The organism is Mycobacterium sp. (assembly GCF_049802695.1).
Classification (GTDB): Bacteria; Actinomycetota; Actinomycetes; order Mycobacteriales; family Mycobacteriaceae; genus Mycobacterium.
In genome coordinates this window covers 1-16,270 of the sequence record NZ_JBARMY010000296.1, presented here as the reverse complement: position 1 = coordinate 16,270, position 16,270 = coordinate 1, and the positions used below count along the sequence as shown (strand labels likewise).

General features: G+C 64.1%; 17 protein-coding genes and 1 pseudogene. 10 read left to right on the top strand and 8 right to left on the bottom strand.

The annotated features are described in order from the left end of the window. Positions 1–823: DUF6542 domain-containing protein (locus WA317_RS12100; protein WP_425173258.1), on the bottom strand; the 823-nt coding region annotated here is incomplete at its 3' end. A gap of 94 nt (positions 824–917) precedes the next feature. Here WA317_RS12100 and ychF point away from each other — a divergent pair. The 3 genes from ychF (at position 918) to WA317_RS12085 (ending at position 3,191) form a co-directional block, all read left to right on the top strand. Next, on the top strand, positions 918–2,009 hold the full coding sequence (gene ychF / locus WA317_RS12095; RefSeq protein ID WP_425173257.1) for a redox-regulated ATPase YchF: 1,092 nt from the start codon (positions 918–920) through the stop codon (positions 2,007–2,009). A 78-nt stretch (positions 2,010–2,087) separates the two neighbouring features. Beyond that, positions 2,088–2,918 (top strand): aquaporin Z, encoded by an 831-nt coding sequence (gene aqpZ, locus WA317_RS12090; protein WP_425173256.1) that lies wholly within the window; start codon positions 2,088–2,090, stop codon positions 2,916–2,918. An 87-nt stretch (positions 2,919–3,005) separates the two neighbouring features. After that, positions 3,006–3,191: a hypothetical protein gene (locus WA317_RS12085; RefSeq protein ID WP_425173255.1), complete on the top strand. Its 186-nt coding sequence runs from the start codon at positions 3,006–3,008 to the stop codon at positions 3,189–3,191. A 700-nt stretch (positions 3,192–3,891) separates the two neighbouring features. Here the strand turns inward: WA317_RS12085 and WA317_RS12080 are convergent. The 4 genes from WA317_RS12080 to WA317_RS12065 all read right to left on the bottom strand — a co-directional run bounded on the left by WA317_RS12080 (position 3,892) and on the right by WA317_RS12065 (position 7,871). After that, positions 3,892–4,887, bottom strand: coding sequence for an amidohydrolase family protein (locus WA317_RS12080; protein WP_425173254.1), 996 nt, complete (start codon positions 4,885–4,887; stop codon positions 3,892–3,894). A 192-nt stretch (positions 4,888–5,079) separates the two neighbouring features. Beyond that, positions 5,080–5,487, bottom strand: coding sequence for a nuclear transport factor 2 family protein (locus tag WA317_RS12075; RefSeq protein WP_425173253.1), 408 nt, complete (start codon positions 5,485–5,487; stop codon positions 5,080–5,082). Between the two features lie 26 nt (positions 5,488–5,513). Next, positions 5,514–7,505 (bottom strand): CocE/NonD family hydrolase, encoded by a 1,992-nt coding sequence (locus WA317_RS12070; protein WP_425173252.1) that lies wholly within the window; start codon positions 7,503–7,505, stop codon positions 5,514–5,516. A 162-nt stretch (positions 7,506–7,667) separates the two neighbouring features. Then, positions 7,668–7,871 (bottom strand): hypothetical protein, encoded by a 204-nt coding sequence (locus tag WA317_RS12065; protein ID WP_425173260.1) that lies wholly within the window; start codon positions 7,869–7,871, stop codon positions 7,668–7,670. A gap of 142 nt (positions 7,872–8,013) precedes the next feature. Between WA317_RS12065 and WA317_RS12060 the strand changes: the two genes are divergently transcribed. After that, a complete protein-coding gene (locus WA317_RS12060; protein ID WP_425173251.1) occupies positions 8,014–8,634 on the top strand; it encodes a TetR family transcriptional regulator in 621 nt (206 codons plus the stop codon). A gap of 37 nt (positions 8,635–8,671) precedes the next feature. Here the strand turns inward: WA317_RS12060 and WA317_RS12055 are convergent, their stop codons facing one another. Then, positions 8,672–9,373 carry a guanylate cyclase gene (locus WA317_RS12055; protein WP_425173259.1) on the bottom strand — a complete coding sequence of 234 codons (702 nt, stop codon included), beginning with the start codon at positions 9,371–9,373 and terminating at the stop codon, positions 8,672–8,674. Between the two features lie 56 nt (positions 9,374–9,429). Here WA317_RS12055 and WA317_RS12050 point away from each other — a divergent pair, with 56 nt between their 5' ends. Continuing rightward, positions 9,430–9,609 carry a hypothetical protein gene (locus WA317_RS12050; RefSeq protein ID WP_425173250.1) on the top strand — a complete coding sequence of 60 codons (180 nt, stop codon included), beginning with the start codon at positions 9,430–9,432 and terminating at the stop codon, positions 9,607–9,609. Here the strand turns inward: WA317_RS12050 and WA317_RS12045 are convergent, their stop codons facing one another. After that, a complete protein-coding gene (locus WA317_RS12045; RefSeq protein ID WP_425173249.1) occupies positions 9,610–10,428 on the bottom strand; it encodes an adenylate/guanylate cyclase domain-containing protein in 819 nt (272 codons plus the stop codon). 335 nt (positions 10,429–10,763) lie between these two features. Here WA317_RS12045 and WA317_RS12040 point away from each other — a divergent pair, with 335 nt between their 5' ends. Beyond that, positions 10,764–12,182, top strand: coding sequence for a glucose-6-phosphate dehydrogenase (locus tag WA317_RS12040; RefSeq protein ID WP_425173248.1), 1,419 nt, complete (start codon positions 10,764–10,766; stop codon positions 12,180–12,182). A gap of 14 nt (positions 12,183–12,196) precedes the next feature. Then, positions 12,197–13,222 (top strand): phosphogluconate dehydrogenase (NAD(+)-dependent, decarboxylating), encoded by a 1,026-nt coding sequence (gnd, locus tag WA317_RS12035; RefSeq protein ID WP_425173247.1) that lies wholly within the window; start codon positions 12,197–12,199, stop codon positions 13,220–13,222. Between the two features lie 12 nt (positions 13,223–13,234). Here the strand turns inward: gnd and WA317_RS12030 are convergent, their stop codons facing one another. Beyond that, positions 13,235–14,098, bottom strand: coding sequence for an alpha/beta fold hydrolase (locus tag WA317_RS12030; protein WP_425173246.1), 864 nt, complete (start codon positions 14,096–14,098; stop codon positions 13,235–13,237). Positions 14,099–14,253: 155 nt separating this feature from the next. Here WA317_RS12030 and WA317_RS12025 point away from each other — a divergent pair, with 155 nt between their 5' ends. The 3 genes and pseudogenes from WA317_RS12025 to WA317_RS12015 form a co-directional block, all read left to right on the top strand. Next, on the top strand, positions 14,254–14,727 hold the full coding sequence (locus WA317_RS12025) for a VOC family protein (protein WP_425173245.1): 474 nt from the start codon (positions 14,254–14,256) through the stop codon (positions 14,725–14,727). 124 nt (positions 14,728–14,851) lie between these two features. Beyond that, positions 14,852–15,757, top strand: a complete 906-nt coding sequence (locus WA317_RS12020) for an alpha/beta fold hydrolase (protein WP_425173244.1) — start codon at positions 14,852–14,854, stop codon at positions 15,755–15,757. Between the two features lie 67 nt (positions 15,758–15,824). Then, positions 15,825–16,270: pseudogene (locus WA317_RS12015) on the top strand (DUF1298 domain-containing protein); the annotation flags it as partial.

Below are 16,270 nucleotides of genomic sequence, written 5' to 3'. Positions count from 1 at the left end.
GCCTGGGACGACGCCGCGGCACCGCGGGCTGCTCCGCGTCAGCGTCGACGTCGCGGATGGGCCTTGGTCGGCGGCGCTGTGCGCGGTCCACGCCAAATTCAGCGGCATCATCGAGCTGGGACCGGGGCTGGCGCGAACGGGTGGGGGTCGAGCGCCTGGGGGTGGATCGGGTGCTGCTGCTCGAGCGGGCGCTGCTGGTTGACCTGGCGCGTTTCGGGGCCTGACCCACCGCGTGCACCCGCCGTGCCGCCTTCGGTTCCGGTTCCTCGGCTCCGTCGGTAGCACCGCGGCTCCAGAACGCGGCCAGTTTCGCGCCCAAGCCGCCGTTGCGGGTGTCGCCCGCCTCGTCGTGGGCTTCCGCGTCGGTGTTCGCGGCGGCGTGACCTTGGGTGAGCGTTCCGAGATACCAGCGGATCACGCCGATCAGCAGGACCCCGGCCGAGGTCAACATCATCAATGGAAAGCGCTCGATCAGCGGGTAGCCGCAGTTGATCAGAATGTCCCTGACGCCGGCGATCTTGGCGGCGTGGAACAACCAGTAGGCACCGGGCACCGCGCAGAACAGCAGGAGGGGTGGCTGGATGACGGCGGTGAAAACGCCGGACTGACGTACCGCCAGCACGGCCGCTATGCAGCCGGCCACATACGAGGCGGCGAATACGATTGTCAGTTCCTTATTGCCCGACCCCGCGTCGAACGCGAACCCGATCGCGGTGGCGATAATCGCGATGAGGATGGCTGCCCACCACGGCACGCCGGCGATCTTCGGGTAGATCGAGCGATTACTCGTCGCCACCGCCGACGTCGCCCGCTGAGCTGACACAGGTAGACCGTACCGGCTGTGGGTGCAAACAGCCGTCATACCTGGCCAGCATGCCGCGGCGTGGCACGAGCTCACTCTCTAGACTTGGGTCCCTGTGAGCTTGAGTCTGGGAATCGTGGGCTTGCCCAACGTCGGCAAGTCGACCCTGTTCAACGCGTTGACGCGGAACAACGTGGTGGCGGCCAACTACCCGTTCGCGACGATCGAGCCCAACGAAGGTGTGGTGTCGCTGCCCGACCCGCGGCTGGACAGGCTGGCGGAGATCTTCGACTCCGAGCGCGTCGTTCCGGCGCCGGTGACGTTCGTCGACATCGCCGGTCTGGTCAAGGGAGCCTCGGAAGGGGCAGGGCTGGGCAACAAATTCCTGGCCAACATCCGCGAGTGTGACGCGATCTGCCAGGTGGTGCGGGTTTTCGCCGACGACGATGTCACACACGTCAGCGGACAGGTGAACCCGGAATCCGACATCGAGGTCATCGCCACCGAGCTCATGCTGGCCGACCTGCAGACCCTCGAACGCGCTGTGCCGCGGCTGGAGAAGGAAGCCCGCAACAACAAGGAGCGCAAGCGCCCTTACGAGGCGGCCATGGCCGCGCAACAGATACTCGACGGCGGCCAGACGCTGTTCGCCGCTGGCGTCGACACCAAGGAGTTGCGTGAGCTCAACCTGCTCACCACCAAGCCGTTCTTGTTCGTCTTCAATGCCGACGAAGCGGTGCTGACCGAGGCCGCCCGAATCGCCGAGTTGCGCGCGCTCGTCGCGCCCGCCGACGCGGTGTTTCTGGACGCCAAGATCGAAGCTGAGCTGGTCGAGCTGGACGACGAGTCGACCGCCGAGTTGCTCGAGTCGATCGGGCAGACGGAACCGGGGCTGAATGCGCTGGCGCGAGCCGGCTTCCACACGCTCCGGCTGCAGACGTTTCTGACGGCGGGGCCCAAGGAGGCGCGGGCCTGGACCATTCACCAGGGCGACACCGCACCGAAGGCCGCCGGGGTGATCCACTCCGACTTCGAAAAGGGATTCATCAAGGCCGAGATCGTGTCCTATGACGACTTGATGGCCGCCGGGTCGATGGCCGCAGCCAAAGCGGCAGGCAAGGTCCGGATGGAGGGCAAGGATTACGTCATGGCCGACGGCGACGTGGTCGAGTTCCGGCACGGAGCAACAACCAAATCTGCGAGGTAGGCCGCCAGGCGAATGATTGATTACGTCACTGAGTGACGGTTACCATCGTCGTGGGGACACCCGTCAAGGAGACGGCACATGACATCGTCGTCGCTCGCTTCGAAAGTCGGTGCCGAAGTGTTCGGCACATTCTGGTTGGTGTTCGGTGGCTGTGGCAGCGCAATTTTTGCGGCCAAACAGATCGCTCAAGCCGAGGATAGGAGCGGCGCCTACCAGTTGGGCATCGGGTTCCTCGGAGTGGCACTGGCTTTCGGGCTCACCGTCGTGACCATGGCCTACGCCGTCGGTCACATCTCGGGCGCACATTTCAACCCTGCGATCAGTCTGGGTGCCGCGGTGAGCGGCCGGCTGCCGTGGCGGGACCTTCCTGGGTACTGGATCTCGCAGGTTGTCGGTGGCCTGCTGGCAGGAGTCGCGCTGCTGATCATCGCGAAGGGAAAGCCCGGATTCTCGCCCGTCGGGCATATGGCCGCCAACGGATACGGCACGCATTCGCCTAGCCACTACTCGCTGGCGGCGGTGATCATCGCCGAGATATTGCTGACGGCGTTCTTCCTGATCGTGGTGCTGGGCGCGACCGACGACCGGGCCCCGAAGGGGTTCGGGCCGTTGGCCATCGGTCTGTCGTTGACGCTCATCCATCTCGTCTCGATCCCGATCAGCAACACCTCGGTCAATCCGGCCCGATCCACCGGCGTCGCCTTCTTCAACGGGGACGGCGCACCAGGCCAACTGTGGGTGTTCTGGCTGGCACCGTTAGTCGGGGGCCTGATCGGCGGTCTGATCTACCCGCTGCTGTTCGAGAGGGGAAGGTCGGCGAGCAGCGAGGCGGCGCCGCAGGCCGAAGACAGGCTGAGGCCACGTAGTCGAATTCCGTTCACATCAACGTCTGGGCAGCAGAAGAAATGAATGGCGAAAGCGCTTCGTCGGCGCGAGTTTTCCTCCTGGTTATAGAACGCGACACGCCGCCCCGCAGAAATGTCGCACAATCAAACGATGCCATTCAAGGAGATCACCCGCAGCGACCCCGAGGGAAAGACGTGCTCGGCTTGCGGCAACAAACTGGAGCAGGTCGGCAGATACTTCACCCGCGGGGATGGCGACGACGACGAAGCAAGCAACGTCTCCTGGTCGCTACCGCGATGCCCTGACACGTCCTGTATCAGCCGCAAGCACGGGTGACACCCGCCACTGAGCTGTCGGCCTGGCCGTGTTCGTTGGACCAGTGACAGAGCCTGACAACCAAGCCGACTCAGAAGTCGGCGAACGATAGTCGCTAAAATCGGCGTAATGCCCGCACAGCCGCCCGCAGGGGGTGACCTCGCCAAGGTCCTCGGTGACCTCGCGTTCGAGTTCCAAAGTCAATCGGACCGCGAATCGACGCTACAAGCGATTGTTCTGAGCTCCGTGAAACTCGTGCCGGGTACCTGTTGGCTGTACCGCACACGAAGTGTCTTCTCCCAGCCGTTGTTCTCGTCCTTGAGGTAGTGATCGAAGAACCGGCGCAGGTCTTCGACGTTCTTGTGGTCGTAATAGTTGGGCTGACCGGGCCGCGTGAAGTGGTCACGGCAAACGAGAGTCGTTCGATGGTAGATACTCGGCCCACCGTAGTGGGTAGGCCGAAAGCCATTGTGGATGGCAACGGTTGTGCTTGCCGTCGGGCGGTTGTCGTCAGGCGGCCTGGCCGCTGGTTATTGCGACACCGAGATGCCGGTTCGGCGTGCTTCGAATTCTGGTCTTGCGCGGACTTACTGTGACCGAGCGGCTTCCGCCATCTTTAGGGGGTTCATTGCGGCAATCACGCGCCCTTTCTGCTGCACCCTGTGGAAGTCGGTCTTGGGCGTCGTGTACTGACTCAGCGAATGTGGTGCCCCTTGAAGCGTCAGATGCGAAGGAGTGCTTCGGCGTTCGTGTGGGCGATGGCGTGGGTGTCGGCGTCGGGGAGTCCGGCTTGTTCGAGGAAGGTCGAGACGTCGTCGCGGACAATGTAGGGAAAGTCCTCGGAGTAGATGATCCGCTCAGCGCCTAACTCAGCCATCATGAACTTCAACTGGTTTTGGTTGTACATGCCCGACGGGGTGATCCACACCTGCTGGCGGTAGTAATCGCCGGGTGCACGTTCGAGGCCGGTGCGCACCAGGGCCAGGGTTTCGTCGAGGCGTTCGAGGTAGAAGGCGGCCAGTTCGCCCCAGTGGCCGCTCAGCAGTTTCAGCGCGGGATGGAGGTCCAAAGCGCCCGACAGGATCAGCCGCACGATGTGGATGCCGGCTTCGGCGTGCCATCCGAACGCTGGTCCGGAGAACATGATCTGCACCGAGGCGGGCCAGCTGCCGGTGTAGTACTGCCGGGAAACGGGCGCCTCGGGAAGGCCGGGGTGGACATAGATCGGCAGATCAACGGCCTCGGCCGCAGTTAGTATCGGATCGAACCGCGTGTCGTCGAGGAACAGCCCGTGGTAGCTGCCGGCGATTAGGGCGCCGACGAATCCCAGATCGCCGACGCAACGTCGCAGTTCGTCGGCGGCCGCGGCCGGGTCGTAGAGTGGCAGCGTTGCGAATCCGCGGAAGCGATCGGGATTTTCGTTGATCTGTGCGGCCAGGTCGTTGTTCACTTGCTGGCACAGTTCGATTGCTTCGGGATGCTGCAGGGTGCTGGGGCTACCGTTGCCATGCGAGACGACCTGGACGTCGATACCGACGTGGTCCATATGTGCCAGCCGGTTGCCGCCGAGGCGCGCGGTGGCATCCGCGTCGAGTGAGAATGCTTTGCCGAATTCGGCGAGTCCCTCGGCGGGCACGGTTGGCGGGCCGGCCAGTTGCGCCACCCGCGCGCTGACCTCGGGATGCTGGAAGTGTTCTTCGACGGTGATGATACGCATACCTGTTCCTCCATTATGTGGGAACGCGAGGCGAAATAGCTGGTCGTTCCAACCCGCGTGACGCTGTAGAGAACCTGCATCAAATCAGTGCCGTCGTCAGAGACGGAAAGCGCTATCCGGCAGCGGGTCTGGCCGCACTCAAGGCCAAAGTAGCCGCGTCGGTGAGACACTGGCGTTCTACGGTTACTAATGTTAGCTCCCGGTTGGATTGCGCCTTTCCGCCGCGGCGAGCATTGGGGCGGGATCGGAGTAGAAGGGGCGTATCTCGCAGATCTGATTTCCACGAAATAGGTTCAGTTCGAGCACTTGAACTGGCGGACCGTCGTCTCCGGCGAGGGTGAACTCGACGATCTCGACGGCGTAACCGTTCCCGACGGTCGTCGCGACGAACGTCATGTCGGTCACAGCGATTGTCTGGACCACGATCGGGATTAATTCGCGGAAGGCGTCTTTGCCTCGGTAGACCCCGGCGAACGGCATGTGGGGCGGGATGGTGATGAAGAAGTCGTCGGTCAGCAGTTCTCGTGCCGCCGCTTGGTCCCCGGCGGCGGTGAGTGCATAGTGTTTGTCAACCAGCTCAAGCTGTTCTTCGGGCGTCACGCCGGCCCGTTCTCTTCGTCGATGGCTCATCGAGCCGTCGTGGTGGGCAGTTGCAGATAGGAGGCGCGGGATCCCCCGGTATGGACCACGTGTTGGCCGCTGTTCTGTGGGGTGTATTCACGCAACCCGGGCATCCATGGGCCAAACAAATTTTGCGCGCTGATGATTAGTCGAAGCTGCTCGCCAGGATGGAACACCAGACCGACCGGCAGTAAATCGATTTCGACCTCGACGACCGCGCCGGGCGTGAGTTTCTCAACCCGGTCGAAGCTGTGGACAGGGACTTCGTCGGTCGACAGCGTCTCGTCCAGATGCCGCATCGACACGCGCAGACGGCCGGTGGAGCCCTTGTACCGGAGGATGGACGCCCCCCGCTCGGTGACGTCGTGGATCATCGCGCCGCGGTTGGGCACGGTGAACTCCTGCAGAGCCGTCCCCTGCACATTCAACTTCTGAACGAAGACGAATAGGTCCATGTCGTCGGCGCCCTTTGCTTCGACCCATAGCCGCGCCTTGGGGTAGCCGACCATCGTGGTCTCCGCGTCGAAACCGACGATGAACGAGACCAGGCCCGGATTAGCTTCCGCGTCGTAGGCCGTCGTCACCTCCTCCGCGGGCGCCTCCGTGCGCAGCGTGCGCGAGCGGCCGTCGAGGTAGTACTTCGTGTAGACGACGGCGTGCGGGGGGAACTGGTCTGCGGGCAGATTGACTTGGTCTCCGCCTTCAAGGTCAAGAAGGGAGTACCGGACGCGCGGGGTCTGCTCCCAGCCGTTGTCCTCGCCCTTCAGGAAGTGATCGAAGAACCGGCGCAGATCCTCGGTGTTCGCCTCGTCGTAGTAGTCGGGCCACTCCTGACTGTTGTGAATGCGCAGCCACTTCTGTTGCGAACCCATCCGCCGCCAAGCACGAAACGTGCCCGCCGTATGCAACGAATTGGAATAGCTGGCCACGACGTAGGCCGGCACGTTGATCCGGTCGACGCGCGGGATCTTGTTTCGCCACAAGCCGTTCATGAGCGGGTAGCGCTCTGCCTCGGCGAGAATGTCCTCCTTGCGGCTTTTGCCCCAGTAGCTGTTGTCTTGGAGCTGTCGGGCGAACCCGGTGTCGGGCATGCCCCCGCGCATCACCAGATCGCGGTAGACGTCGCTGACGCCCTCCCACGGATTGATCGCTGTCAGGTGTGGAGGCTGTTCAGCGGCCGCGAACCATTGCGCGACTGCGAGATAGGAGGTCCCACTCATCGCGACCTTGCCCGTACACCAGTCCTGAGCGGCCAGCCACTCAATCAAGTCATGGCAGTCCTCGCCCTCTTGGCGATCCCATAAAACGCTGTCGCCCTGCGAATCTGAGACGCCTCTAACGTCCGGGTTACAAATCGCATAACCCCGAGCGCACCAATACGTCGGATCGGGCCCCTCGAACTTATGCAGACCCGACACGATCCCGTTGTCCAGACCGACCAGCCCAAACACCCCCATCGCCGCCGGGGCACTTCCCTCACCCTTGCCATACGGGCTCCACGCCACAATGACCGGCACCTTCTCGGCGCCCACCGGCCGCAAGACATCGACATACGTCGTCACACCGTCACGCATGGTGACGCTCACATCCTTCTCGAGCAGAATGTCGACCGGCAAGGCCTTAAATGCAGGCGCGAGGCGAAAGCCCGCCGGTAGCGTGCGTGTGCCCGGATCGAACCCGCTCAGTACCCCGTACCTGTCACCCGGCTCCAAGGGGCGGGACGGCATAAACACTTTCTCTTCGTGGGCCATACCCGTCCTTTCGAAACTGTGCGCCTCCTCGCTCCTCCGATCGTCGCACGACCAACCCCAAAAATCAACAATCGTTGAGATTATCGTTAGAAAGCGGTTGATTTTAGCCATGACCGTGAGCAGCAGGCGGTGTCGGAGGGTCGCCGCAGGCGTCGTCCACCCATCAGTACGACTCGGCAGGCCATCCTCGACGCGGCGCGCCCGGTTCGCCAGCGACGGATTCGCCGCGACGACGATCAGGCACATCGCCGCCGACGCCGGAGTCGACGCGTCGCTGGTGATGCAGTTTTTCCGGTCGAAAAACGAATTGTTCGCTGCGGTGATGTCGATCGCACCGGAGGCGCTGGCACGCTTGAGCCAAGCGTTCGAAGGACCTGACGAACACCTCGGCGAACGAGTGGTCCGCGCCTATCTTGCCGTGTGGACACCGTCCCGCAGGGTGACGGCGATGTCCTTGTCCCACACGATGTCGCTGGGCAGCGACCGGAATCGGTGGTCGATCCGGCAACGCGCCGCCACGGTCCGGGTGCCGGGCTCGAACCCGCGCAGCAGCCCGTGCGCATCGCCCGGCTCAAAGTGCGATGGCTCAAACACTTTCTCCGACTGACTCATCGCTCCCGCCTCTCGGTTGTGCGGAGGTCGCATCGACTCCCGGCTTCCTTCGACCGTGGACCGCAACAGGGCATAAAATCAACATAGGCTGAGATTATTGTGCGAGCGGTAGGTTCAGGCCATGACCGCAAAGAGCCGGCCGGTGAGCGCGCTCCGCCGCGGGCGTCGACCGGGCACCAGCACGACACGGCAGGCCATTCTGGACGCAGCACGCGCCCGGTTCGCCAGTGACGGCTTCGCCGCGACGACGATCAGACGAGTCGCCGCCGATGCCGGGGTGGACGCATCGCTCGTAATGCAGTTCTTCGGGTCGAAAAATGAGCTGTTCGCTGCGGTGATGTCGATATCACCGGAAGCGCTGGCTCTCTTCAGTACCGCATTCGACGGACCCGACGAACACCTCGGTGAGCGAGTGGTCCGCGCTTTCCTCGCGGCGTGGGAGGGTTCGCCGCAGGATTCAGAGCCGCTCTTGGCCATGCTGCGCGCCGGCGTCGTCAACGAGCAGGCCGGCGCGCAGCTGCGGGACTTTATTCAGGCCCGGCTGATTGACGGCGCCGGCTCCCGACCACTCGACCACCATGACGCGGCACTGCGCGCCGGACTGGCGTCATCGATGCTCGTCGGGATCATCGTCGGACGACGCCTGGTCGGAGTTCCCATCCTGGCGGACGCCGACCGGGAAACGCTGGTTGCGCTGGTTGCGCCGGCTATCCAGAATCTGCTGACGTCAGCGTCGCCGGTAGGCCGTTGCGATGCCGAATAATGAAGCTGAGTCGGTAAAGCTCTTTCGACGGCAGGCGTCAGGGGCCTGCCGGCGGGGAGCGGGTGGCGACAACCGCGATCTCGTCACCCAGTCGATATCCAGAGCTCAGCCCGAGCGCGTCACCGCTCCAGAATGAGCCGGGGTCGAACCAGTTCGAATGCTTGTCGGTCAGCAGAAGTCCCATCTCCTCATAGGTGATGGCGACGGTCTCAGCGCAGTACGCGGTTTCCAAACCGACTCTGCGTCGTCGTTCCTCCCGGCGCTTGGATGACTCTTCAACCTTTCTGTCGACAACCGGGATGCCCCGCACCCAATCGCTGGCGGTGGGTAAACGACCACGCAGCCAGCGGCCGGTCAGCCGGGCGGTGGTCGGGAACGCGGTGCCGTCCATCCGTGCGATCACGCACAGCAGCTGGTCCTCCTGATCGCGGTCTGCATGAGGCGTCAATTGACGCAGCCAGCAACGCTGACCGTACCGGTGGATCCACCGCTCGACGGCCTGCCGGGCATCGTTGAGCTGCACGCCGCGATGATTCGTGCCGGTCCACACGTCGATGAGCTTGTCGCCGAGTTCGGCATGCCACATCAGCGGCGGCAAGTCGTCAATGGCCACCGTCATCCCGACGTGATTGACCGGGCTGTTGGTCAACGTCTGGATGGCACGGTCGGGCCCCGACCCGCCACGAAACAGCCAGACGTCGCCGGTGCGGGTTTGCTCCAGCGCGCGATCCAGGGTCACCGTGCTCACGTCCACGAAAGCACCTTAGGCACTCTTGGGATGAATAGCCTGGGTGGATGCGCAACGTCTGGAAGTGGCTCGGTGTCGCCGGACTGGTAGGGGTCGCGGCCGGGGGAGTGCTGGTGGTCCGCGATCAGCGGCAACGAAACGCCTACACCGCCGACGAGATCCGGGATCGGCTGCATCGGAGACTGGCCGAATCCGGCGTAGCCGGCAGCGATGACACCGACCGGTAATCAGCTACAGGTCTGAACGGCGTAGACGCGATGGCTGCCGTTGAAGCCCTTCAGCTTGACGTCACGCCCGTCGTCCAGGCCGATGTCGTCGTGATCGTTGACGGCGTCGCGGACTTCCTCGCTGACCAGGATCTCACCGCCTTCGGCCTCGTTGGCCACCCGCGCCGCCATCGCGACGTTGCGGCCGAACAAGTCGTCGCCGCGGCGCACTGACCGACCCATGTGTATCCCGATTCGAACGCGAAAAGCGTTGCGCCGCTTGCGCTGTGTGCTGTCTTCCAGCGCGCGCTGGATATCGCCGGCGCAGCGCACCGCTTGCTCGGGCTGCGCGAAGGCGATCATGAAACCGTCGCCTTGGCTTTTCACGACATGACCGGAGTACTCCTTCACGAGCTTGCGGACCAACTTGTCGTGGTCGCCGATCACCTTGGCCCAGCTGCGGTCGCCGATCCGCTCGTTGAGCGCGGTCGACTCCTCGATATCGGAGAACAACAGCACGACCTTGCCGTTCGGAGTAATGCGGGCCAGGTCGGGTCGCTCCACTTCGGCCCAGTCGGCCAGGTCCTCGATCGAGTTGCGCACAACGGCACCGAAGCCGTCCTTGCGCAGGACGCTCGCCGTTTCCCAGACTGTCTTGACGGCCTCACGGCCACCCGAGAAGAGGCGATTGCGGGTATCGGTTCGCTGCCGCAACTCCTCGACCTCACGTCGACTGCGGGCAAGCAGCACCGACACCGTCGCGATCGCGGCAGCTTCGACGACGGCGACACCGGACAAGACGTAGACCGCGACATGCAGTGCATCACCCATGCCAGGCATTCTCGCCGATCAGCTCCTCCGCCCTCGCGACGAGGTACCACATCCGGGCAACGATGAGCCGGTCGCTGATTACCTCGGCCGCGAAAGTGCAACTGCCAACGCATTTCCCGGGTGACCCTGTCGTGGAATGCACTTTCGCAGCAAGGACGTCGACATCCGCGTGTTTGGTCGGTCTGAAAACCGGTCACCTATCTTCGCAGCGCCTTCATTGGGCCGGCCTCGGCTGCGATCATTGCCGCTTGTCGGGCCTACCCGCCGGGCCTAGGGTTGCGCTGGGCGCGAGTGGCACACATGTTTAGCCAGTTGATCGGGATGTCTTCCAGGGAGGTGCCGGTTTGGCCGAAGGCGAAGCCCCCGCTGCGGACCTGCTAGTGATCTTCGGCATCACCGGCGATCTGGCCCGCAAAATGACGTTCCGGGCGTTGTACCGCCTGGAGCACCGTGGGCTGCTGCAGTGCCCGGTGGTCGGGGTGGCCAGTGATGACATCACCGTCGACGAGCTGCTCAAGCGGGCTCGCAAGGCCGTCACCGATAGCGGCGAGAAGGTCAGCTCCAAGGTTTTCAACCGGCTGGTCGACCGATTTTCCTACGTTTATGGTGACGTCACCGATTCCAAGCTGTACAAGACGCTGGCCGAACGAATCGGTTCGGACCGCAAATGCCTCTACTACCTGGAGATGCCGCCTTCGTTGTTCGCGCCGATTGTGGAGAACCTGGGCAAGGCCGGGCTGCTGAAGCGGTCACGGGTCGCGGTGGAGAAGCCCTTCGGCCACGACCTGCAGTCCGCGTGCGAGCTGAACGCCCGGCTGCGCGCAGTCTTGGACGAGGAGCAGATCTTCCGGGTCGACCACTTCCTTGGCAAACAACCGGTCGTTGAACTGGAATACCTGCGTTTCGCCAATTTGGCGCTGGCCGAACTTTGGGACCGTCATAGCATCTCTGAAGTTCAGATCACGATGGCCGAGGACTTCGGCGTCGAGGACCGTGGAAAGTTCTACGATGCGGTGGGCACCTTGCGCGATGTGGTGCAAAACCACCTGCTGCAGGTGCTCGCCCTGTTCGCGATGGAGCCGCCGGTCGGGCCCAGCGCAGACGATCTCAACGACAAAAAGGCCGACGTGTTCCGCGCCATGCCGGCGCTGAATCCGGACCGATACGTACGGGGCCAGTACCGCGGCTACACCGACATCGACGGGGTCGCGAACCGTTCACAAACCGAGACTTTCGTCGCGCTGCGGATGGAGATCGACAACTGGCGCTGGGCCGGGGTGCCCATCTTTCTGCGCGCGGGCAAATCGCTGCCCGAGAAGGTGACCGAGGTACGACTATTTACCCGCCGCGTTCCGGCGCTGTCCTTCCTACCCAACCGCGGACGGGCCGAACCCAACCAGATCGTGCTCCGGGTCGATCCAGATCCGGGCCTCCGGCTGCAGTTGGTCGCCCAAAGCGGTGACTCGTGGGACTACCTTCACCTCGACTCCTCCTTCACCCAGGATCTCGGCGAAGCGCTGACTCCCTACGAACGCCTGCTGCACGCCGGGCTGATCGGGGACCGGCAGCTGTTCGCCCGAGAGGACAGCATCGAAGAGACCTGGCGGATCGTTCAGCCGCTGCTCGACACACCCGGCAAGGTTCACCAGTACGAACCCGGCTCTTGGGGACCCGACGAGGCGGCCGGATTACTGCGTGGTCATCGGAGTTGGCAAGAGCCGTGGCTGCCCGGCAAGCCCCACGCATCGAAAACATCACATTAAGGAGAACAGTCAACATGCAGCTAGGGATGATCGGCCTGGGCCGGATGGGCGCCAACATCGTTCGTCGTATCGTAGACGACGGACACGAAGGCGTCGTTTACGACAACAACCCTGATGCGGTCAAGGCGATGGCCGGTGACGACAACATCACTGGGGTCTCGTCGCTGTCCGAGTTTGCGGAGAAGCTGAAGCCCCCGCGTGTGGTTTGGGTGATGGTCCCAGCCGGGGACATCACCACTGAGGTGATCGAGCAGCTGGGCAAGGAGTTAGACGCCGACGACATCGTGATCGACGGTGGCAACTCCTACTACCGCGACGACATCAAGCACGCCAAATTGCTCAGCGAGCACGGCGTCAAGCTGCTGGACTGCGGTACCAGCGGCGGGGTGTGGGGCCGCGAACGCGGCTACTGCCTGATGATCGGCGGAGACGAAGGTGCGTTTACCCACGCCGAGCCGATATTCGAAAGCGTCGCCCCCGGCGTCGATGCGGCCGAGCGCACGCCCGGTCGTGACGGAGAGGTCGGCCAAGCCGAGAAGGGCTATCTATATTGCGGACCGGCCGGCGCCGGTCACTTCGTCAAGATGGTGCACAACGGCATCGAATACGGCATGATGGCCGCGCTCGCCGAGGGGCTCAACATTCTGCGCAACGCCGACATCGGTGCCCGCATTGAGAAAGGGCAGGGCGATGCGGAGACCGCGCCGCTGGCCGACCCGGAGTTCTACAAGTACGACTTCGCTATCCCTGATGTGGCCGAGGTGTGGCGGCGGGGCAGCGTAATCGGGTCCTGGCTGCTGGATCTGACGGCGATCTCGCTGCAGCAATCGCCTGACTTGGCTGACTTCACCGGCCACGTCTCCGACTCCGGTGAAGGTCGATGGACCTCGATCGCCGCGATTGACGAGGGCGTGCCGGCGCCGGTACTGACTTCTGCGCTGTACTCCCGCTTCGCCTCCCGACGCCTCGACGAGTTCGCTGACAAGGCGCTCTCGGCGATGCGTAAGCAATTCGGTGGGCATGAGGAGAAAAAGAACTAGCAGCTGCCGTAACTAGCGGCTGACGAATGACACCACGGCAGCGCTGAACGCGTCGTTGTCGTCGCCGGCCGCGGTGTGCCCGGCGTCGGAGAGTTCGACGAACTCGGCGTTGGGCACCTCTGCCAGAAAGTTCCGGACCCCTTCCGGGCTGACGACGTCTGAAAGTTTGCCGCGGATCAACAGAATCGGGATCTTCAGGTCGACAGCGGCCTGCTCGAACTTCTCGGTGCGCAGTTCCGGGTCGTCGCCCGGTTTCGTCATGAACGCCGGGTCCCAATGCCAGTACCAGCGCCCGTCGCGCAGCCGCAGGTTCTTCTTCAGCCCTTCGGGGCTCTGCGGCTTGGTCCGGTGCGGCAGATAAGCCGCGACGGCATCGGCTGCCTGGTCGAGCGAGTCGAAGCCGTCGATGCCGCTGAACATGAAGTCGCGGATCCGGGCGCTGCCGGTCTTCTCGAATCGCGGCACCACGTCGACCAGGATCAGTCGGGTCACCTTCTCCGGGCCGGCGCAGTCGGCGGCGAGGATGCCGGTCAACCCGCCCATGCTGGCCCCGATCAACACCACCGGCCGATCGATCGCTGCCAGGACCTGCATGATGTCTTTAGTCAACGTCTCGATGGCGTAGTCGGCATCGGGCGCGCGATCGCTGTCACCGTGCCCGCGGGCGTCGATCGCCACGACGTGATAACCGCGGTCGGCGAGAATCTGGCCGGTGTTTTTCCAAGAGAACCGATTCTGGCCGCCGCCGTGCAACATCAGGATCGCCGGCCGGCCGGCCGACGCCTGTGCGCCGCGATTCCACTCGTCGGCCACCAGAGTGATCCCGTCCACGCCGGAGAACTGGACAGTCTGCGGTCTGCTGGTCACAGCGCTCACGCACTCCTCCCCGGGGTCTTATCGGCTATTGCTTCCGGCTGACGTTACCTACGCCGAGCCTCGGCGCCGTAGGCGACGTGCTGTCGGTATGCGTACGCGGGACCCCATAAGTTGAATGGACGACTGACGAAGACGACCCGAGCAAGGAGGCGCCCATGCCGTCGATCATCCCGTCGCTGTGGTTTGACAACAACCTCGAGGAAGCCGCCGAGTTCTACATCTCAGTCTTTCCCAACTCCCGCATCGAGGCGCTCAGCCGGTACAGCGACGCAGGTCCCGGCGAACCGGGGTCGGTGATGTCAGCCACCTTTGTGCTCGACGGCGCCCGGTTCTTCGCCATCAACGGCGGACCGCAGTTTCCGTTCACCGAAGCGGTGTCGTTCGTCATCCACTGCAAAGACCAGGACGAGGTCGACTACTACTGGAGCCGGCTGACCGAGGGCGGCCGAGAGTCGCAGTGCGGCTGGTGTGCGGACCGCTATGGCCTGAGTTGGCAGATTGTGCCGCAGCGGCTCTTCGAGCTGCTCAGCGACCGCGACCCTGCGCGCGCGTCGGCCGCAGCGACGGCGATGCTCGGGATGCGCAAGATCGTCATCGCCGACCTTGAAGAAGCAGCCGCCAAGCTTTAAGTACATGTGGCCGGGCACCGCGACCAGTGTCGCTGGTGTGGCAGATCGAGACCGTCTAACGTCTCGGCGGGGGACCCGGAGGCGCCTGCGGACCCCGTACCCGGAGAGACTGGAGAGGGCAGTGATGGCTGAACCGGGCTGGATTGATGTGCGGGCACCGGCGGTCAACTTGAAGGCGCTGAGCTGGGGACCGCCTGACGCTCCGATCGCATTGTGCCTGCATGGTTTTCCCGACACCGCTTACGGATGGCGCAAGTTCGCTCCCCGCCTCGTTGAGTCGGGTTGGCGGGTGATCGCGCCGTTCATGCGTGGCTATGCGCCGTCGTCGATTCCGTCGGACGGCAGCTACCACGTGGGTGCCTTGATGGACGACGCGCTGCGAGTTCGTTCGGCGGCAGGCGGTACGGCCCAGGACGTGGTGATCGGCCACGATTGGGGCGCGATCGCCGCGGCCGGACTGGCGGCCATGCCCGACAGTCCATTCACCAAGGCCGTGATCATGTCGGTCCCACCGGCGGCGACGTTTCATCCACCCAGCCGGGTGCCTGACCGGGGCAGGTTGATCGCGCACCTGCCAGGTCAGCTACGGCGCAGCTGGTACATCTTCTACTTTCAATTGCCCTTGCTGCCGGAGCGTTCCGCGTCTTGGGTGATGCCGCGGCTATGGCGGCGGTGGTCACCCAACTACGACGCCAAGAAGGATCTGCGCCACGTCGACGCGGCGATCGGGACACCGGAAAGCTGGCGCGCCGCGCTCGGGCCCTACCGGGCCACCGCCCGTAACACCCGTCCGCCCGCGCAGTACGCCGATCTGCACCGGCAGTGGATCCTGCCGCCGCAGTTGCCGAGCCTGTATCTGCACGGGCGCGACGACGGCTGTATTACAGCGGCTTTTGCGCACTGGACGGAGAAGGTGCTACCCCCGGGCAGCGACGTCGCGATCGTCGACCACGCCGGCCACTTCCTGCAGCTCGATCAGCCGGAGCAGGTCGCCGAGCTGGTGCTGAGTTTCATCGGCTCGCCCGGCTAGCGTCTTATGAGCAGACGACGAAGGACCCACCGGCCCACGTAGGCTCGCAGCAGCTATGGCCGCCCGGATGACCGCCGTCGACGCGCAGTTCTACTGGATGTCGGCCAAGGTGCCCAATGATCAATTCCTGCTCTACGCCTTCGACGGCGAGCCGAAACCGCTCAGCCGGGCGATCGACGAGGTTCGCGGCCGTGCCCACGCCTGTCCTGACCTGACCCTGCGGGTCGACGACGGATGCCTGTTGACCTACCCGGAGTGGGTGTCGGGCGCCGACGAGCCGGCGCAGGTCGTCGTGCATCAGCTCGCCGACGACTCCTGGAACGGCTGCCTGGACGCCGTGGTCGGCCTTGCCGATCAGCAGCTCGACGTTCGACGGACGCCCTGGCGGCTGCACGTATTCACCGGTGTTCGGAGCATCCCGACCGGCCGTGCGCCGGGCATCGTCGCGGTCATGCAAGTCGGTCATGTGCTCGCCGACGGCACCCGCGCCGCCGCCCTGGCCGGGTGGTTGTT